Annotated in this window: 14 protein-coding genes and 2 pseudogenes; 7 read left to right on the plus strand and 9 right to left on the minus strand. The window is 61.8% G+C overall.

The window, feature by feature from the left end:
* Positions 1-54 precede the first annotated feature (54 nt).
* A complete protein-coding gene (locus K5K89_RS11860) occupies positions 55-1,023 on the minus strand; it encodes a hydroxyacid dehydrogenase (RefSeq protein ID WP_071491472.1) in 969 nt (322 codons plus the stop codon).
* A 275-nt stretch (positions 1,024-1,298) separates the two neighbouring features.
* Here K5K89_RS11860 and K5K89_RS11865 point away from each other — a divergent pair, with 275 nt between their 5' ends.
* Positions 1,299-1,973 carry an RraA family protein gene (locus K5K89_RS11865; protein ID WP_071491471.1) on the plus strand — a complete coding sequence of 225 codons (675 nt, stop codon included), beginning with the start codon at positions 1,299-1,301 and terminating at the stop codon, positions 1,971-1,973.
* Positions 1,970-3,190 (plus strand): MFS transporter, encoded by a 1,221-nt coding sequence (locus tag K5K89_RS11870; RefSeq protein WP_083351571.1) that lies wholly within the window; start codon positions 1,970-1,972, stop codon positions 3,188-3,190. The genes K5K89_RS11865 and K5K89_RS11870 overlap by 4 nt, the downstream gene beginning before the upstream one ends.
* 37 nt (positions 3,191-3,227) lie before the next feature.
* Here the strand turns inward: K5K89_RS11870 and K5K89_RS11875 are convergent, their stop codons facing one another.
* Entirely contained in the window at positions 3,228-4,118 is an 891-nt protein-coding gene (locus K5K89_RS11875) for a proline iminopeptidase-family hydrolase (protein WP_222541464.1), read from the minus strand.
* 80 nt (positions 4,119-4,198) lie between these two features.
* Entirely contained in the window at positions 4,199-4,957 is a 759-nt protein-coding gene (locus K5K89_RS11880) for a helix-turn-helix transcriptional regulator (protein ID WP_071491469.1), read from the minus strand.
* A 139-nt stretch (positions 4,958-5,096) separates the two neighbouring features.
* On the opposite strand from K5K89_RS11880, the gene K5K89_RS11885 reads away from it, so the two are divergent.
* Positions 5,097-6,467: an APC family permease gene (locus K5K89_RS11885; protein WP_071491468.1), complete on the plus strand. Its 1,371-nt coding sequence runs from the start codon at positions 5,097-5,099 to the stop codon at positions 6,465-6,467.
* Positions 6,468-6,510: 43 nt separating this feature from the next.
* Here the strand turns inward: K5K89_RS11885 and K5K89_RS28965 are convergent.
* The 3 genes and pseudogenes from K5K89_RS28965 to K5K89_RS11895 all read right to left on the minus strand — a co-directional run.
* Positions 6,511-7,053, minus strand: a pseudogene (locus K5K89_RS28965) (methyl-accepting chemotaxis protein); the annotation flags it as partial.
* A 321-nt stretch (positions 7,054-7,374) separates the two neighbouring features.
* A pseudogene (locus K5K89_RS28970) lies at positions 7,375-8,454 on the minus strand (cache domain-containing protein); the annotation flags it as partial.
* 141 nt (positions 8,455-8,595) lie between these two features.
* On the minus strand, positions 8,596-9,486 hold the full coding sequence (locus K5K89_RS11895; protein WP_092246044.1) for a bestrophin family protein: 891 nt from the start codon (positions 9,484-9,486) through the stop codon (positions 8,596-8,598).
* A gap of 448 nt (positions 9,487-9,934) precedes the next feature.
* Between K5K89_RS11895 and K5K89_RS11900 the strand changes: the two genes are divergently transcribed.
* Both K5K89_RS11900 and K5K89_RS11905 read left to right on the plus strand, forming a co-directional pair.
* A complete protein-coding gene (locus K5K89_RS11900) occupies positions 9,935-10,798 on the plus strand; it encodes a hypothetical protein (RefSeq protein ID WP_222541465.1) in 864 nt (287 codons plus the stop codon).
* Between the two features lie 26 nt (positions 10,799-10,824).
* On the plus strand, positions 10,825-11,850 hold the full coding sequence (locus K5K89_RS11905; RefSeq protein WP_222541466.1) for a GGDEF domain-containing protein: 1,026 nt from the start codon (positions 10,825-10,827) through the stop codon (positions 11,848-11,850).
* A 16-nt stretch (positions 11,851-11,866) separates the two neighbouring features.
* Here the strand turns inward: K5K89_RS11905 and K5K89_RS11910 are convergent, their stop codons facing one another.
* Positions 11,867-12,166, minus strand: coding sequence for an ArsR/SmtB family transcription factor (locus K5K89_RS11910; protein WP_071491548.1), 300 nt, complete (start codon positions 12,164-12,166; stop codon positions 11,867-11,869).
* Positions 12,167-12,258: 92 nt separating this feature from the next.
* On the opposite strand from K5K89_RS11910, the gene K5K89_RS11915 reads away from it, so the two are divergent.
* Together K5K89_RS11915 and K5K89_RS11920 are read left to right on the plus strand one after the other, a co-directional pair.
* On the plus strand, positions 12,259-13,350 hold the full coding sequence (locus K5K89_RS11915; protein WP_222541467.1) for an NADH:flavin oxidoreductase/NADH oxidase: 1,092 nt from the start codon (positions 12,259-12,261) through the stop codon (positions 13,348-13,350).
* Positions 13,351-13,541: 191 nt separating this feature from the next.
* A complete protein-coding gene (locus K5K89_RS11920) occupies positions 13,542-15,668 on the plus strand; it encodes a TonB-dependent siderophore receptor (RefSeq protein WP_222541468.1) in 2,127 nt (708 codons plus the stop codon).
* A gap of 70 nt (positions 15,669-15,738) precedes the next feature.
* Here the strand turns inward: K5K89_RS11920 and K5K89_RS11925 are convergent, their stop codons facing one another.
* Entirely contained in the window at positions 15,739-16,461 is a 723-nt protein-coding gene (locus K5K89_RS11925) for a FadR/GntR family transcriptional regulator (protein ID WP_071494877.1), read from the minus strand.
* 48 nt (positions 16,462-16,509) lie between these two features.
* Positions 16,510-18,246 carry an IlvD/Edd family dehydratase gene (locus tag K5K89_RS11930; RefSeq protein WP_071491460.1) on the minus strand — a complete coding sequence of 579 codons (1,737 nt, stop codon included), beginning with the start codon at positions 18,244-18,246 and terminating at the stop codon, positions 16,510-16,512.
* Between the last annotated feature and the right edge of the window lie 164 nt (positions 18,247-18,410).

The raw sequence follows: 18,410 nt of genomic DNA on the forward strand, positions 1-18,410 counted from the left end.
GTATTGTTTTTTTTGGAGATGCGTGATGAGCCCGCATGTAACCGGCGGGAGATGTCAGTGTGCGTAGAGGTGGCGGTTGACCACAGCACGCGGCGGCGGCGCGATGCCGTCCCAGAAATCGATGATTTGTTGCAGGGCCAGCAGGCCCACTCGGTCCCGCGCTTCGGCGGTATTGGCCCCCACATGCGGTGTGGCTACCAGGGTAGGCAGGCCCCATAGCGCCGAATCGGCGGGAGGGGGTTCGGGGTTGAACGTGTCGAGTCCGGCGCCGGCAATCTGCCCGGTGCTCAGGGCGTGGACCAAGGCTTCGGTGTCGATCAGTTCACCGCGCGCCGTATTGATCAGGAGGCTGCCGGGGCGCATGCGCTTGAACTGCGCCGCGCCAAACAGGTTGCGGTTATGTTCGGTCAGTGGGCAATGCAGGCTGATGATATCGCAGCTTGTCAGCAGGTCATCAATGTCGTCGACGCGCTCCACATTCGGCAGTTCCGGCAAGTACGGGTCGAACACCTTGATGGTCATGCGCAGCGGCGCCACCAGTTCCATCAGGATCCGTCCGATGCTTCCCAGGCCCACCAGGCCCAGGGTCTTGCCGGACAGTTCGATGCCCACTGAAGTGGCTTTGTCCCAATGCCCGTCACGCATCCGTGCGTCGAGCAGGGCGGTCTGGCGCGCCACGCTGAACATCAATGCCAAGGCGTGTTCGGCCACCGATTGCGCGTTGGCGCCCAGGGCGATAGTTACCGGGATCTGACGTTCGGCGGCGGCGGCGATGTCGATGCTGTCGTAGCCGACGCCGTGCTTGGCGATGATCTTCAGTGCGGCCGATGCGTTGATCATCTCCCGGGTCAGTTGGCCCTGGCGCACGATGATTGCGTCCGGTTGTTCGCGGGCAATGATCGCGATGAGTTCATCGGCCGGTGCGTAGGGGGTGGTAGGGATGACGCGCACGCCGTGGGAGGCGGCGTGGGTCATGGCGTCGGCGGTCAATTCCGGGCCGGTCAGCAGGAGGGTTCGGGTCATTTCTGTGCACCTTGGTGTTTTTGTCGGTGTGCGGTAGTGACTGGAAATTATCATAATGAAACGGCGTTGCAATAAATAATTTTTTTATCGTCGCTTCAAAATCGGCCAAATACAGTACCCAACCTTGCCAGATAGGGTTTTGTGCTGGTTTTTCAGGAGTGGTACCGCTGGTCATTTGATGCCTGGGTTGGGCTTGAGTCTTGTTGATTTGAATTTGTGGTGTTAATTTCGAAATGGTGTTTCAAAACAAACAAAAATCATCAGAGGAATACCCCATGTCCATCGGATTCAGAGTGCTCAAGCAGCAACGCAAGGTCGCCGTTGAGTGGGTCGAGCGTTACCGGAGCGTGCCTGTCGCCAATATCAGCGACTCCATGCACCGCCTTACCGCCGGCGGCGCAAGCCTGCAACCGATGCATCGCACGGGCGTATTGGTCGGGCCGGCGCTCACCGTAAAGGCGCGGCCGGGGGATAACCTGATGCTGCATCACGCGCTGGACATCGCCGAGCCCGGCGACGTGATCGTGGTGGATGCCGGCGGTGACCTGAGTAATGCGCTGATTGGCGAGATGATGGTGGCGTACGCGATCAAGAAAGGTGTGGCGGGTATTGTGATCAACGGCGCGATTCGCGACGCAGCCAGCATCGGCACCGGGGATTTCCCGGTGTTCGCCGCCGGTATCACCCATCGCGGCCCTTACAAGGACGGACCTGGCGAGGTGAATGTGCCGATTGCCCTGGCCGGTATGGTGATCGAACCCGGCGATCTGGTGATCGGTGATGAAGATGGATTGCTCTGCGTGCCGTTTGAGCAGGTCGGTGAGGTGTATGATCGCGCCAGTGCCAAACATGCCGCCGAACAGAAGCAGTTGGAACAGATTGCACTGGGCGAAAACGACCGCTCCTGGGTCCTTGAATCCCTGAAACAAAAGGGCTGTGAGTTTATTTGAATCCTGCGTCTACCTCCCGATGGCCCACGCCCATCCGCGCGCTGCGCCATCGCAATTTCCAGATCTACTTTGTCGGTCAGGGTCTCTCGACCCTGGGCAAGTGGGTGCAACAGGTCGCGCTGTCATGGCTGGCCTACCACCTGACGGGCTCGGCCGTACTGCTGGGGGCCATTGCGTTTTTGACGCTGTTGCCGCAGCTGTTGGTCGGGCCGCTGGCGGGCGCCTGGTCCGACCGCCACGACAAGCGTCGCCTGTTGATGGCGGTGCAGGCCGCCCTGGCCCTGCAATCGCTGGCCCTGGCCGTGCTGACCTGGCAGCAGTGGATGGGCCGTGAGGTGATCATCGCCATGGCGCTTCTGCTGGGTTTGCTCAACGCCCTGGAAACGCCTCTGCGCCAGGCCTTGATCGCCAGCTTCGTCGATGACCCCAACGACCTGCCCAATGCCCTCGTGCTCAATGCAATGCTGATCAACGCCGCGCGCTTTATCGGCCCACCGCTGGCCGGTTTGCTGATCAACTGGAGCGGTGAGGCCGGTTGCTTCCTTCTCACCGCTATCGCCTTCGGTATGTTGCTGATCGGGCTGGGCAAGGTGCAGAGTCGTGCGCCCGTGCGGGCAAAGGGGTCGACCGGGGAGATTTTCCGCGAAGGCCTGCGCTACCTGTGGGGCACACTGTCCATCCGGCGCTTGCTGATCAGTGTGGTGATGGTGAATCTGCTCGCCTCCTGCTACACGGTGCTGCTGCCGATTCTGGCCAAGCACACGTTCAGCGGCGACGCGCAGACCCTGGGCTGGCTATGGGGCGCTGCGGGCGCGGGGGCTTTTGTGGCCACGATCTTTCTCGCTTTCGCTGGCAGCACCTCGCGATTGGGCCGCATCATCGCCATGGGCGCGGTGGTCTGTGCGGTTTCGTTATGCGCGGTGGCGGCCGACCCACCGCTGTGGCTCACGCTGGTTGCGCTGGCTGGGTTGGGCTTTGGCATCACGGCGAGCAATGTCAGCAGCAACATGACTCTACAAAGCGCCGCGCCCGAAGCGTTGCGGGGCAGGGTGATCGCGTTCTATATCGCCATGCGCTTCGGCTTTGAAGCCATCGGCGGGTTACTTGCAGGCTTGTTGGCGGCGGCGCTGAGTGTGCAATGGACACTGCTGCTGGCGGGCGGTTTACTGGGGCTTTATCAGTTGGCGAGTTGGCGGATCAGCCGCGCGCGCGGGTGAGAGCACCCCCGCACGGCCCACGGCTTGACCCGGCATGCTAGCTCGGTTGCTGTTCCAGAAATGCCGCCACACAGGCCATGCACGCTTCTCGTTCTTCCACGTGGGGCATATGACTGGACGCCTCGAATATCTGCCACTGCACGTTGGCGATTCCGTCGGCGAATGGCTGCACCGTTGCGGGGGTGGCTTCGTCGTAGCGACCGGAAATCAACAGCGTCGGCACCTGGATGCGAGGCAAGCGATCAATGATCGTCCAATCGCGCATGCTGCCGATCACGTGGAATTCGGTGGGGCCGTTCATGGCGTGGTAGACCGTGGGGTCCGCATCGATGGCAGCGAAGGTGCGCTCCACTTCGGCGGGCATCGGCTGGATGCGGCATACATGGCGCGCATAGAACACGTCCGATGCTGCGCGGTACTCGGCGCTGGAGGTGGTGCCTGCTGCTTCGTGGCGTTGCAGCGTTGCCTGCACATCCGCAGGGAGTGCCTGGCGTAGCTCATTCGCGGCCTCGGACCACAGCGCCATGGACGCCGGCGAGTTGGCGATGATCAGTGCCTTGAGGCCGACCGGCTGGCGTACCGCATGCTCGGCCCCCAGAATGCCGCCCCAGGATTGGCCGAGCAGCGCGTAATCACGGATACCCAGGTGAGCGATCAGGTTGTTCAGTTCGGCGAGAAACAGGTCCACCACCCAGTATTCGCGGGGCGCATCCGGCAGATGGGTCGAGCGGCCATTGCCGATCTGGTCGTAGTGCACCACCGCCCGACCGGTGGCGGCCAGGTCCTTGAAACTGTCGACGTAGTCGTGGGTGCAACCGGGGCCGCCGTGGGCAACGATCAGGGGCAGGCGCCCCGAGTCCGGATCGCCCGTGACCCGGAACCATGTCCGGTGCCCACTGAACTCGGCATAACCTTCGCGAACCTGCATGCTGTGTACCTCCTGGGGATCAATGAGGTACAGGCTAGTCAAAGCGTGCCGTCAGGGGCACTGGCAAAAGTTATAGGTTCTCAGATCTCCACCAGCCGGTAATGCAGGCCACGGACCACCGCTTCCACGCGGTTGCGCGCGCCCAGTTTGCGCGCGGCACCCACCAGGTGCAGGTTGACCGTGGCCTGGGACCGGTTGAGGGTGGCGGCAATGCCCTTGGCCGTAAGCCCCTTGGCCGAATGTTGCAGGCACTCGCGTTCGCGGCGGGTGAGGTGGATGTGGGTGCAGCAGCGTTCGGCCGGCGCCAGCAACTCGCTGGCTCTGGACTGGAAGGCATGGGCCAGTACCAGCATCTCGCCCAGGTTGTGCTGGGCTTGTCGTTCGGCGCCGTCGGGCGTGCCGTCGACAATGGCGGTCAGTGTGGCAAAGCCGCCATCGGGCAAGTGCAGCGGCACGGTCAGTCCGGTGCTCAAGCCATAGTCGCGAATATAGTGAGCCACCGGGCGATGGGCGTCGGTGAGGGCGCCGTTCCAGTGCGTGTCCGCGCTGAATGACCAGACAAATGGCGTGGTCCGGCGGGCTGCGCATTGCTGCACCGGGTCGATCTGGTAATAGCCGCGCTCACACCACAACGTGTGCATGTCGGTCGGGGCATTCAGGGTCTTGAACACCGACGGTGTGATCAGCGCCCCCTCGTGGCTCACCGGCACGGGGGCGTAATCGTAGATCAGCGTCTTGAAACCCAGTTGGTCGGTGGCGGCCTGAACCTCGGCCAGGCACGCGTCCAGCGTCGTGGTGTGGGCGAGTTGCTCGCTGAATCGCATCAGGTCGGTGTGCATGGCGCCTCCGGGCGTTGGGTTGCGCGGTTTTCCAAGCAAACAATCTGCCAAGGCCAAAACCTAGTATTTTTCAGGATACAGCTGCCGGCCTGTAACGCCCTAGAGTGAAGCTTCTGTCCAACCCTTGCGGAGCGTCATCATGATCGATCCTTCCACCCCCGGTGACAGCGCGGAGCTTGCGCGTTTCGGATATACCCAACAACTCAAGCGCCAGCTGAGCCTGGGCGACCTGCTGATCTACGGCATGGTGTTCATGGTGCCGCTGGCGCCATTCTCCATCTTTGGCGGGGTGTTCGACGCCAGCCACGGCATGGTGCCGCTGACGTACCTGATCGGCTTCGTCGCCATGCTGTTCACCGCGATCAGCTACCAGCAGATGTCCCATGCGTTTCCGGTCGCCGGTTCGGTGTATGCCTATGTGGGGCGTGGGCTGAACAGCCAGCTGGGGTTTCTTGCGGGCTGGGCGATCCTGCTCGATTACCTGCTGGTGCCGACGTTGCTGTATGTGATCGGTGCCAATGCCATGGCCAATGTGATCCCCTCGGTGCCTCAGCCATTGTGGATCGTGTTTTTCGTGGTACTGAACACTCTGGTGAACCTGCGCGGTATCCAGACCACTGCGCGCGCCAATCGCTTGTTCCTTTATGGGCAGCTGGTGGTGCTGGTGGTGTTTGTGGTGCTGGCCAGTATCGCGATCAGCAACGGCGTGAATGGTGCCAGTTGGACCCTGAAGCCACTGTACAACCCGGCTGAGTTTTCCCTGCCGCTGATCTTCAGCGCATTGTCGGTGGCGGTCCTGTCGTTCCTGGGCTTCGATGCGATCTCCACGCTGTCGGAGGAGACCCGTGGCGGTAGCCGGGCGGTGGGGCGTGCGACCTTGTGGGCACTGACCCTGGTAGCGGCATTGTTCATGGTGCAAACCTGGTTGGCCGCGCTGTTGCAGCCCAACCTGGTGCAGTACCCGGATGCCGATGCGTCGAACAACGCGTTCTACGAAATCGGCCGCCTGGTGGCAGGCCCGTGGTTGCAAGTGGTGATCGCCCTGGCCGTGGCCATCGGCGCCGCCATCGCCAATTCCTTGGTGGCCCAGGCCGCCACCTCGCGCCTGCTGTTTGCCATGGCCCGCGATCGCCAACTGCCGCAGTTTCTCAGCCAGGTGCACCCGGTCACCGGCGTGCCGCAGCGCGCCACCTTGTTGGTCGCGGGCTTGAGCCTGGTGCTGGGCTTGTTCTTCGTGGGGCAGATCAACCTGCTGGCGTCGATGTGCAACTTTGGTGCGCTGAGTGCGTTCCTGCTGCTTCATGTCGCCGTGGCCTGGCACTACCGCGGCGCCGGTCGTCGGTTGGTGCATGGGCTGGTGCCATTGATCGGCTTTGTGATCATCAGCTATGTGCTGGTCAACTCTGATATCTATGCCAAGGTCGGCGGCACGTGCTGGCTTGCGCTGGGGATTGTCGTGTTGGTGTTCTTCAAGGCCACCGGGCGCTCCACGGAGCTTCAGGTGGGGTGACCGATCCTGTGGAGCCGGCAAGCCGGCCCCTGCGGAGGATGGATCAGAACTTGAAGCGTCCCACCAACCCTTTGAGCTGACCCGAAATATCCGTCAGCCGACCCGACCCGGTCTGCGCCGAATGGGCAAACCCCTCGACCAGTTGCGCATCGGCATGGATCTGCGCGATGTGCCGGTTGATCTCTTCGGCCACCTGGTGCTGTTCTTCGGCGGCGGTGGCGATCTGGGTGTTCTGGTCGCGGATCGAGTCCACCGAGCCACGGATCTTGTCGAAGCTGTCGCGGGCCTGCTGGATGCGCTCCACGCTGGTGTGGGACACCAGCAGGCTGCCTTGCATCTGCTGGGTCACTTCCTGGGTGCGACGGGCGAGGTTGCCGAGCAGGCTGTCGATCTCGCCGGTGGAGTCGGCGGTGCGACGGGCGAGGGCGCGGACTTCGTCGGCGACCACCGCAAAGCCACGGCCCTGGTCACCGGCACGGGCGGCCTCGATGGCCGCGTTGAGCGCCAGCAGGTTGGTCTGTTCGGCAATCGAGCGGATGGTGTCGAGGATGGTGTTGATGTTTTTGCTGTCCTGCTCCAACTGCTGCATGGTCTGGGTCGAGCGTTGCAGGTCTTCGCTGAGCTGAAGCACGCTGCCGGTGGCTTCGCCGATGTGCTGCTGGCCGTCGTGCACATCGCGGTAGCCTTCGTCGGCACTGGTGGCGGCGGCACTGCAGGAGCGCGCGACTTCGTTGGCGGTGGCCACCATCTCGTTGAACGCGGTGCTGACCAGTTCCACCGCTTCACGCTGGCGACCGGCGGCCTGGTTCATGTTGTGCGCGACTTCGCTGGTGTCGGCGGCGGCGGTTTGCAGGTCGGACGAGGCGTTGCCGATGCGCTGTACCAACTGGGCGATCATGCTCAGGAACTGGTTGAACCAGCCAGCCAGGCTGGCGGTTTCGTCCTTGCCTTGCACCTTGAGCTGGCGGGTCAGGTCGCCTTCACCTTCGGCGATCTCTTGCAGGCCGTCGGCCACGCCGCGAATCGGACGTACGATCACGCTGGCGAAACTGGCGCCGACAATCGCGAAGACCACGGCCAGCGCGGCGGCAATCGCCGCGATCAACCAGGTAAGGCGGGTCGCGCCGGCCATTACTTCGTCGCGTTTGATCAGGCCGATAAAGCGCCAGCCCAGGTCTTTGGAGCTGACCATGTTGGCCATGTAGGCCACGCCATCGATATCGATCTGGCTCACACCGTCGCCGCGCTTGGCCAGCTCGGCGTAGTTGGGGCCCAGATCGGCCAGGGGCTTGAAATTGTGCTTGGCGTCGCTGGGGTCTACCAGCACGTTGCCGTTGCCTTCCACCAGCATCAGGTAGCCGCTGTCGCCGAGCTTGATGTTGCGCACCAACTCGGTGAGCTGCTTGAGCGACACGTCCAGGCCAACCACGCCGAGGATCTTGCCGGCGGCGTCGGTGACGGTGTGCACGGTGCCGATCAGCGTCACGTCGTCCGGCGCCCAATAGTAGGCCCCGGTGCGCACGGTTTTACCCGGCGCGGCGATGGCGGCCTGGTACCAGGGGCGTACGCGCGGGTCGTAGTTGTTCAGCTTGGTGTCGTCGGGCCAGCTGGCGTAACCGCCGTCGGCGAGGCCCAGGGACAGGTAGGCGGTGCTCGGATGGCTCTTGGCGAACTGGTCGAAAATCTCCAGCAGCGCTGTGTTGGTGGGCGTGAGGGGGATTTGCGCGGCATCGGCGCCGGCGTAGCTCTTGAGGTCCTTGGCCGCGACAACGCGCGGGTCCTTGGCCACATACTCGACGTTCTGGCTGATGCCGTCGAAGAACTGCTTCATGCCATTGTCGATCTGGCGGATCTCGCGGCCGCTGCTGTCGAGGAAATTGGCCTGGGCCCCCTCGCGCAGATTCAGTACAACCAATACAGCGACCAAAATAACCGGGACGCACGCGATGGCGGCAAACGCCCAGGTCAGCTTTTGCTTGATATTCATGACTTCACCCGCGGGTATTTATAATTTTGGCAAGGAGAAAACAGTAGCGTCGAGCGTCGCATGTGTTGTTTTAAGGGGTGTGGCCCATGCGTACCCTGTATATCGACTGCGCGGGCACGCACTTGAGGGCTGAGGGAGGGTTTAACCGATGCGCTCGCCACCCAGCGCATCACGCTGCATCGACTGCAGGTTTTTTTCGATGGTTTCGCAGATGGTGTCCATCTGGATCTGGTGTTCGCTGGAGTTGAAGGGGCTTTGCAGGTCGGTGCCGATGCGCTCGATGGCCAGCAGCATGAACCCCACCACCGTCGAGGCCAGCGGGGTGAACCAACCCAGGGACTCCACCAGGCCCACCGGCACGATCAGGCAGAACAGCGAGATAAACAGCCGCGGGAAATACACGTAAGGGTAGGGCAGCGGGGTGTTGGCGATCCGCTCCATGCCGCCCTGAGCGTTGGACAGGTCCACCAGGGTCGACTCCAGCCGCGCCAGACGGATGCTGTCGAGGTGACCGACCTTGTACTCCCGGGCCAATAACGCCGCCGAGCCGGTAAGGATATCGTTGGCAAAGTTGTTGGTGGCGCCGTTGCGCGCAAACTCGTCACCAGGGATAAACGCGCGGACTTCTTCGGGGCACGGCTGGCCCTTGAGGTGCGCGGCCAGGCAATTCACATAGGCCACATGACGACGCAGCAGGGTGGCCTTGACCGGGTTCACTTCGTCGTCGGGGTCGTCCAGCAGGGTCAGCACCTGACGGGCAAAACTGCGCGAGTTGTTGACCATCGCGCCCCACAGTGTGCGGGCTTCCCACCAGCGGTTGTAGGCGCTGCTGTTACGGAAACTGATCAGCACCACCAGCGCCGAACCCAGCAGGGTCAGGGGCATCAGCGGCAGATTGATCTTGTAGGTGAGAAACAACATGAAGTCCACGGTGACGGCGACGTCCCACAGCAGCAGCCAGAACAGCGCCCAGCCAACGTAGCCCATGGTCTTGATGATCAGGCGGTACTTTTTGAGGATGGCGGCTTTCAAACGGGGGACCTCGCGGTGAGTGGCAGGCAACGGTGCCTTAGCTCGGACGCGGGTCGCGGTGAAAGGTTCGCCCCAGGGCCTGAATCGTTTAAGTGGCGCTCACCGGTTCCCGTGAGAGTCGTCGCAGTTCTTCCAGTGCCGCCAGGATTCAATGGCATCGGCGAACAGGTCGATTGAACAGTTTCATCACAACGCTTGGATATATTTAAAAGCAGCGAAGCACCGCAGCTGTCATGGGCGTGTATGAGTGGGTTGTTTTAGGGACGCCAATACGTTTTGGAACAATTTTGGTAGCGATGATGTCTGTCGGGTTAATCGCGATACATTGCGCTCGAGGCAAAACGCCATCACTGGTGGTGTTTACGACGTGAGTTGTTGTGAGACCTGGTTGCAGAAGTGCTGCGCCATCGATCAGTGAATTCCAGTAGGTTGATCAGGGCTCTTTCTCATGTGCGTCAGTTCGTTGAAGTGGGCGTTGGATCATTCCGCGCAGGTGTTGGAACGTCACGGGGAATTTGAATGCAGTATTCGCGCGCACTACGCCATTCTGCTGGGTCCCTATTCAAAACGACCGTTTTTCTACAAGACAGCGCTGAAGTTCAACCGTTTGATGGTGTCTTTCACGCTGCTGAGTGAATATTTCTCCAAGCCCGCGCCGTTGTTGTCCGACGTGAAAGCGTTCTGCGTGGCTCGCGGCTTCTGTTCCAGGAACAGCCTGGAGTCGATCTTCCTGCTGTTCCGGGCACTGGGGTTCATGAAGGTCGCCGGCCACCCTGACGACAGCCGTTTCCGAGTGTTCAGCCCATCGACGCAGGCCTGCCATGAAGTCAGGTCGATGCTCAATTCCGTGGTGCAGCCGCTGGGACCAATGTGCCCCAGTGAAGCGCAGGTCCAGCGGATGAGTGAGTTGGACGACCGAGCCTTCCTGGCACTTTATTTCAAAGGTTTTGCCACCCTTCTTTCAAATAAGCTGACCATCGATGTATTGCTGCCGGAATGTGACTGGCTGGTTAACCGCGATGCCGGACATATGCTGATGTTGGCGATTTATAACGATGCCTGTTCCTTGGACTGTCAGGGCGCAAGTTTCAGGACGTCTTCTTATCTTTCACTGGCGACGCGACTTTCAGTGTCCAAGACCCATGTGATTCGTCTGGTTCAGGAGGGTGTTGAAAAAGGTTGCTTTAAAGTGCATTCCAAGACGCAGTTGGAAGTATTGCCGCCCTTTGTAAAGTTGGTGCGCCGTTTCATGGCGTATTCATTTGCAATCACCCTGCAAAGTATCGAATTGGGCCAAGCCAGCAAAATATAGGCAACTTATGCGCAGGGAGTGTTGAGATGCCGGCTGACTTAAAGCTCAGGCCAAGGATGCAGAGGTTATTGTCGCCCGCTGTTGCCCAGGCGGAATGGATAGGCCTGATTGCCTGGTGGTGGGTGCTCTTGGTGGATCCGGTGCTGGAGTTCGGGTGGTACACCGTGCTCATTACAGTCTGTTTGACAGCGTTGTGTCGATTTCACCGGCGGTTGACCAATTTCCTGGCCTGGCGGGCGTTCGGTGTGGTCTATATGGCGGTGTTGGCCGGCGGCTTTGCGTTGGTGATGCAGACCGATCAGACGTTGCAGGTATTTGCTCTACCGCTGGCGGTGATTCTGGTGCTGAGCAGTGCCTTGCTCTTTATCGCAGTCCAGGATTTCTTGATAGGCGCTGCATTGATCTGGTCGATGCTGTGGCCAGCTGTTCATATGTCGATCTACGCCGGGGTTGAGGTTTACCTGGTGATGTTCTGCCTGGCGTCGGTGTCGATCGGCTTTATCCTGAATTATTCCTACGTGAAGAACCTGCGCTCTGTGTTGCTGGTCGAGAGTGAGTTCCGGGAACTGGCAGAAACGGATTACTTGACCTCCATCCTGAACCGCAGGGCCTTTATCGAACGTTTCGCCAAGGTGATCGCCGAGGGGCAGTGCGGCTATTTCATGATGCTGGATATTGATAGCTTCAAGTTGAAAAACGACCAGTTTGGCCATGATGTCGGTGACAAGATTCTCTGTGCGATGGCGCACTGCCTGAAAGCCACGCCGGGCAGCGACAGCTTCGGCAGGATCGGGGGAGAGGAGTTCGGCGTGTTGCTGGTGGGAGATGACCCTGGGGCGGCCACTGATTTTGCCGTGCGGCTGCTGCAAGCGATCCGTGGCAGTGTCCCGCCGCCCCATCACTACACGTGCAGCGCGGGTATGACGCATTTCTCGGTGGGTGCCGATATGTCAGTGGTACTCAAATGCGCCGACCGCAACCTGTATGCCGCCAAGCACAATGGCAAGGACTGTGTGTATCTGGATGGCGAGCCAGTGACCGCTTCCAGATGAAACGGACAGACGGGCCTCAGTGCTGGGCCAGAATGCTCGCAAGCAAGCCGGGAAAGCGGCCTTCAAGATCGTCCGCACGCAACGCATTCAGATGAGTGGTGCCCACGCTGCGGGTCTGCACCAACCCGGCATCGCGCAACACCCGAAAGTGATGGGACATGCTCGACTTCGGTCGCCCACCGTCCAGTTCGCCGCAGGTAGCCTCTGGCACGCCGGCCAGGCAGCGCACGATTTCCAGGCGCACCGGATCACTCAGGGCGTATAGCACGCGCTCAAGGGTGAGGTCTTGCAGGGGAGGGTGTTTGAAGGCTCGCATGAAATGAATCATAACAGGGGGCTATCGTTGAATACCATAGTTCGATTACCATCGAACTATCGAATCAACCACCTGCTCATTGGAGTTGCCCCATGGCCGCATTGTTCGAACCGTTCCAACTAAAAGATGTCACCCTGCGCAATCGCATCGCTATCCCGCCGATGTGCCAGTACATGGCCGATGATGGCATCGTCAACGATTGGCACCTCGTGCACCTGGCCAGCATGGCCCGTGGCGGTGCCGGCCTGGTGGTGGTCGAAGCCACTGCCGTCGCGCCGGAAGGTCGTATCACCCCAGGCTGCGCGGGGCTTTGGAGTGATGCGCATGCCGAGGCGTTCGTGCCGATGGTCCAGGCGATCAAGGCCGCCGGTTCCGTGCCGGGCATCCAGATTGGCCACGCCGGCCGCAAGGCCAGCGCCAACCGTCCGTGGGAAGGGGACGACCATATCGCCGCCTCCGACGTCCGCCGTTGGGAAACCATCGCACCCTCGGCCATCGCCTTCGGTGCCAACCTGCCACAGGTGCCTCGCGCCATGACCCTGGACGACATCGCCCGGGTGCGCCAGGACTTCGTCGACGCCGCCCGCCGTGCCCGCGACGCCGGTTTTGAATGGATCGAGCTGCATTTCGCCCACGGCTACCTGGGCCAGAGCTTCTTCTCCGAGCACTCCAACCAGCGCACCGACGCCTACGGCGGCAGCTTCGACAACCGCAGCCGTTTCCTCCTGGAAACCCTGGCTGCCGTGCGCGAAGTCTGGCCGGAAAACCTGCCGCTCACCGCACGTTTCGGTGTGATCGAGTACGACGGTCGCGACGAGCAGACCCTCACCGAGTCCATCGAACTGGCCCGCCGTTTCAAGGCCGGTGGCCTGGACCTGCTGAGCGTCAGCGTCGGTTTCACCATCCCCGACACCCACATCCCGTGGGGGCCTGCGTTCATGGGGCCGATCGCCGAGCGCGTGCGTCGCGAAGCCGGTATCCCGGTGACTTCGGCCTGGGGCTTCGGCACCCCACAACTGGCCGAAGGCGCGTTGCAGGCCGGGCACCTGGACCTGGTGTCGGTGGGGCGTGCGCACCTGGCCGACCCGCATTGGGCGTATTTTGCGGCCAAGGAACTGGGGGTCGAGAAGTCCTCGTGGACCTTGCCTGCGCCTTACGCGCATTGGTTGGAACGTTATCGCTGAGGTCACGCGTCAACGATGAGCCACTCGATTGAGTGGCTTTTTTTCGCCTGTGTCAGCGCTGATACACAGTCGATGCGCAAAAAATAGCGAATGAGAATAGATGTCAAACGCGAATGACTTGATATACCATCCCTCGCGAATTCTTGGCAGGTTTGCCGTCCCATCTGGCTCATTCACTAGGTTCCACACCCATGCGTCGTACCCTGATTTCCCTCTGCGTGCTTCAGGCGTTTTCCCCGTTCACCTGGGCAGAGGTTGCTGCTACCGAGAAAGCCAGCCTTGAGTTGCAAGCGACCAATGTCACCGGCGAGGCGGACTACGAGACCGCCCAAGGGCCGGTGCAGGGCTACCACGCCACACGTTCAGCCAGTGCGACGCGCACCGACACCTCGATCCATGAAACCCCGCAGTCCATCAGCGTGGTGTCCAGGGCGGTGGTCGAAGACATCGGCGCCACCCGCCTGCAAGACGCCCTGGATTACGCTGGCGGTGTCGGCCGCGCCAACAACTTCGGCGGGCAGGGCCTCACCACCTTCACCGTGCGCGGCTTTACCACCGGCGAGTTCTACCGCAACGGTTTCCCGATCAACCGTGGCTACCCGAACATGCCGGACGCCAATACCATCGAACGCCTGGAAGTGCTGCGCGGCCCGGCGACCATGCTCTATGGCCGTGGCGATCCCGGCGGCACCTTCAACGTGGTGACCAAGCAACCGTTGGCCGAACGCACGGTCACTCTCGGCAGCCAATTGAATGACCAGGGCATGAAGCGCGGCACCCTGGATGCCTCCGGCCCGCTGGACGAGGAGGGCCGCCTGGCCTATCGCCTGAACGTGGTGGGCGAGGGCGGCGACACCTTCCGCGACCATGTGGAGACCGAGCGCTACGGCGTCACCCCGGTGCTCACCTGGCAGGCCAGCGACGACACCAAGGTGATCTTCGAAGGCGACTTCATGCGCAACAACCACCCGCTGGACCGCGGGCTGACACGCTTTGCCAATCAGAAAGGCACGCCTTCGCGCGACACCTTCTGGGGCGATAAAGACGTCGGCAAGTTGCACAACGACAACAGCATGGCCCAGTTGCGTTTCGAGCACCTGCTCAATGACAACTGGACCTTGGGCGGTGGTTTTCAATGGCTCGATGGCACCCTGCAAGGCAACGCCATCGAAGCCAACGGTCTGGCCGCTGACGGTCGTACCCTGGGTCGCAACTTCAACTACCGCAAGCTGGAGTGGACCGACAAGGACACCCAGCTCAACCTCACCGGGCATTTCTCCACGGGCGGTTTTGACCACACCCTGCTCACCGGCGTCGAGTTCGAAGACTACGACTACAAGTCGATCATCCAGCGCTCCAGCGGGGCGGTGGGTACCTATCCCATCGACATCTTCAACCCGGTCTACGGCCAACCACGCCCGACGCTCACGCGCACGCCGACCCACGACAAGGAAAACCTCAAGACTAACGCCGCCTTCGTCCAGGACCAAGTGGCCCTGACCGAGCGCCTGAAAGTACTCGCCGGCGCACGCTTCGAGCGCTTCGAGCACGACTACCACACCTATGTGCCAGGCGGTAAAAGCTGGGAGGCCAGTGATAATGCAGTCACCCCGCGCGTAGGCGTGACCTACGACCTCACCGACACTGTCGCGGTGTACGCCGATGCCGCTCGCTCGTTCAAGCCGAATACAGGTGCCAGCCGCCAGGGGGGTGGGTTTGAGCCGGAGAAGGGCAAGTCCTACGAAATGGGCATCAAATGGGAAGCGCTGGATCGTCAACTGAGCGTCGATGCTGCGGTTTACCAGATCGAGAAGAAAAACGTGCTCACCACCGACCCCCTGGACTCGACCTTCAGTGTCGCCGCCGGCCAGGTGCGCAGCCGCGGCTTCGACCTCAACGTCGCCGGCAACCTCACCCCTGAATGGCGCGTGATCGGCGGCTACGCCTACGTCGACGCCGAAGTCACCAAAGACAACACCATCCGCGTCGGCTCACCCCTGGCCAACATCCCGCGCAACAGCTTCAGCCTGCTCAATGTCTACGAATTCCAGGACGGTCGCCTCAAGGGGCTCGGGCTGGGCGCGGGCGCCAAATACGTCGATGAACGGGTTGGCCAGACCTCCAACACCGCTTTTTCGATGGACGCCTACACCGTGGTCGACCTGCTCGGCTACTACAAGGTCAACGACAAGGTGCGCCTGAACCTGGATGTGAAGAACCTGTTCAACCGTGATTTCGAGGAGGGCGCGTTCGGCAACTTCTACGCCTACCCAGGCGCGCCACGCACGGTGCAGGTGGGCATCGCCTACACCCTCTAATGCCTAGCACAGTTTCAATGTGGGAGAGGGCAAGCCCCCTCCCACATTTGGTTCTGTGTACCCCTTGAAGTCAGAGCGGCGTAAGCACGTTCATCACCGTATCCAACGCCACCCGCGTGTCATCCAGCTGCACCAGCGATGCATGCCGGGCGCCAAGGGCGTCGCGGTTCTGGATCGCGGTGAGGATCGCCTTGTGCCGGGGCAGGCTCAGGCCCTGGATGTCCGGGCGGCGGTTGGTGATGTTGATCGACTCGCGCAACGGCAGCGACAGCATGTTGCACATGTAGGCGAGCAGGTCGTTGCGGGTGGCATCGGCGATGGCGCGGTGGAAGTCCAGGTCGGCCTGCAATAGCTGTTCGTGGGTCTGCGCGGTTTCCATGCCCAGGTAGGCTTTTTCGATGGTGGCGATGTCTTCATCGGTAGCCGTGGTCGCGGCCATGGCGGCGATCTCCGGCTCGAGGATGCGTCGCACACCGGCCAGGGTGTTGAAGAACTCACTGTGGGGCGTGGACTGCATCAACCAGGACAACACGTCCGGGTCGAGCAGGTGCCACTTCAATCGCGGCCGCACCACCGCGCCCACCCGTGGCTTGGAATACACCAGGCCCTTGGCGCTGAGCACCCGCGTGGCTTCGCGCAACACCGAGCGGCTGACTTGGTACTCCTCGCAGAGCGTGGCCTCCATGGGCAGCCGTTCTTCGGGCTTGAAGCGGCCGGAAACGATGTGCATGCCCAAGTCCTGAACGATCTGGGCATGCTGGCTCTTGCGCGGCTTGGGCGGCTGGTGATCCATGACGACGGGGAGGCTCTGGCTTAAAGACGCGGCATCATAGCATCCCAATTAGTGGGAATGCCGTGGGACTTCCGCCCCACGGCAACCCACCAGGAAGTCAAAGTCGCAGCCCTGGTCGGCCTGCAGCACATGGTCGATGTACAGTTGGCGGTAGCCGCCGACGATGAGGTTCTGCGGAGGCGCCAGGTCTGCCATGCGTGCCGCCAGCTCTGCGTCGGGGATGTCCAGGTGCAGGCGGCCGTTGGCGCAGTCCAGTTCGATCCAGTCGCCTTCCTTGACCGTGGCCAATGGTCCGCCGGCAGCGGCTTCCGGCGCCACGTGCAACACCACCGTGCCGTACGCCGTGCCGCTCATGCGTGCATCGGAGATTCGCACCATATCGGTCACGCCCTGGGCCAGCAGCTTGGCCGGCAGGCCCATGTTGCCGACCTCGGCCATGCCCGGGTAGCCCTTGGGGCCGCAGTTTTTCATGACCAGGATCGAGTTGGCGTCCACGTCCAGCTCCGGGTCATTGATGCGCGCCTTGTACATGTCGAAGTTTTCGAACACCACCGCACGGCCACGGTGCTGCATCAGTTCCGGGCTGGCGGCGGAGGGCTTGAGCACCGCGCCCAGCGGCGCCAGGTTGCCGCGCAGCACGCAGATGCCGCCGTCGGCGCGGATCGGGTTGTCGAGGGTGCGGATCACCTCGTCCTGGCCGTAGATCGGCGAGTCCTTGGTGTTCTCGCCCAGGGACTTGCCGTTGACGGTCAGGGCATTCGGGTGCGGGATCAGGTTGGCTTCACCCAGGCGGCGCAGCACGGCGGGCAGGCCGCCGGCGTAGTAGAACTCTTCCATCAGGAAGCGCCCCGAAGGTTGCAGGTCGACGATGGTCGGCATGCCACGGCCCATGCGGGTCCAGTCGTCCAGGTCGAGTTCGACGCCGATGCGCCCGGCGATGGCCTTGAGGTGGATCACCGCATTGGTCGAGCCGCCGATGGCCGCGTTCACACGGATCGCGTTTTCAAACGCCTCTTTGGTGAGGATCTTCGACAGCTTCAAGTCTTCGCGCACCATCTCCACGGCACGCATGCCCGACATATGCGCCAGCACATAACGCCGCGCATCCACCGCCGGAATCGCCGCGTTATGGGGCAGGGAAGTGCCGAGTGCCTCGGCCATGCAGGCCATGGTCGACGCGGTGCCCATGGTGTTGCAGGTGCCCGCCGAGCGCGACATGCCGCCTTCGGCTGCAAGGAAATCATCCAGGGTGATGGTGCCGGCTTTCACTTGTTCGCTGAGCTGCCACACCACGGTGCCCGAGCCAATGTCCTGGCCTTTGTGCTTGCCGTTGAGCATCGGCCCGCCGGTGACCACGATGGCCGGCACGTCGCAACTGGCGGCGCCCATCAGCAGGGCCGGGGTGGTCTTGTCGCAGCCGGTCAGCAACACCACGCCGTCAATCGGGTTGCCGCGAATCGCCTCTTCCACGTCCATGCTCGCCAGGTTGCGGGTGAGCATGGCGGTGGGACGCAGGTTCGACTCGCCATTGGAGAACACCGGGAACTCCACCGGGAAGCCACCGGCCTCGATCACGCCGCGTTTGACGTGCTCGGCGATCTGACGGAAATGTGCATTGCACGGGGTCAGCTCCGACCAGGTGTTGCAGATGCCGATGATCGGCTTGCCATGGAACTGATGGTCGGCAATGCCCTGGTTCTTCATCCAGCTGCGGTACATGAAGCCGTTCTTGTCGGCGGTACCGAACCACTGGGCGGAGCGGAGGCCGGGCTTTTTATCAGGCATGATCGATTCTCTTATTGTATGACTATATGTTCTATGCGTGCTTAAACATAAGCGCAAAAACGCTGCTTTGGAAGAGTTGTTTTGTAAATAGTCCTACTATATAGTCGATCTCAACTGAGGTATGACCCTGGCGGATTTTCGCGAGAGGCGTCCCCCGAGCTTCT

Origin of the sequence: Pseudomonas sp. DR208, from assembly GCF_019823005.1 — a bacterium.
In the GTDB taxonomy this organism is placed as follows: Bacteria; Pseudomonadota; Gammaproteobacteria; order Pseudomonadales; family Pseudomonadaceae; genus Aquipseudomonas; species Aquipseudomonas extremorientalis.

Excerpts from the sequence above, each read along its gene's own strand:
- K5K89_RS11860 (WP_071491472.1), bottom strand. The coding sequence starts at position 1,023 with ATGACCCGAACCCTCCTGCTGACCGGCCCGGAATTGACCGCCGACGCC.
- K5K89_RS11865 (WP_071491471.1), top strand. The coding sequence starts at position 1,299 with ATGTCCATCGGATTCAGAGTGCTCAAGCAGCAACGCAAGGTCGCCGTT.
- K5K89_RS11875 (WP_222541464.1), bottom strand. The coding sequence starts at position 4,118 with ATGCAGGTTCGCGAAGGTTATGCCGAGTTCAGTGGGCACCGGACATGG.
- K5K89_RS11880 (WP_071491469.1), bottom strand. The coding sequence starts at position 4,957 with ATGCACACCGACCTGATGCGATTCAGCGAGCAACTCGCCCACACCACG.
- K5K89_RS11885 (WP_071491468.1), top strand. The coding sequence starts at position 5,097 with ATGATCGATCCTTCCACCCCCGGTGACAGCGCGGAGCTTGCGCGTTTC.
- K5K89_RS11900 (WP_222541465.1), top strand. The coding sequence starts at position 9,935 with ATGTGCGTCAGTTCGTTGAAGTGGGCGTTGGATCATTCCGCGCAGGTG.
- K5K89_RS11905 (WP_222541466.1), top strand. The coding sequence starts at position 10,825 with ATGCCGGCTGACTTAAAGCTCAGGCCAAGGATGCAGAGGTTATTGTCG.
- K5K89_RS11910 (WP_071491548.1), bottom strand. The coding sequence starts at position 12,166 with ATGCGAGCCTTCAAACACCCTCCCCTGCAAGACCTCACCCTTGAGCGC.
- K5K89_RS11915 (WP_222541467.1), top strand. The coding sequence starts at position 12,259 with ATGGCCGCATTGTTCGAACCGTTCCAACTAAAAGATGTCACCCTGCGC.
- K5K89_RS11920 (WP_222541468.1), top strand. The coding sequence starts at position 13,542 with ATGCGTCGTACCCTGATTTCCCTCTGCGTGCTTCAGGCGTTTTCCCCG.
- K5K89_RS11925 (WP_071494877.1), bottom strand. The coding sequence starts at position 16,461 with ATGGATCACCAGCCGCCCAAGCCGCGCAAGAGCCAGCATGCCCAGATC.
- K5K89_RS11930 (WP_071491460.1), bottom strand. The coding sequence starts at position 18,246 with ATGCCTGATAAAAAGCCCGGCCTCCGCTCCGCCCAGTGGTTCGGTACC.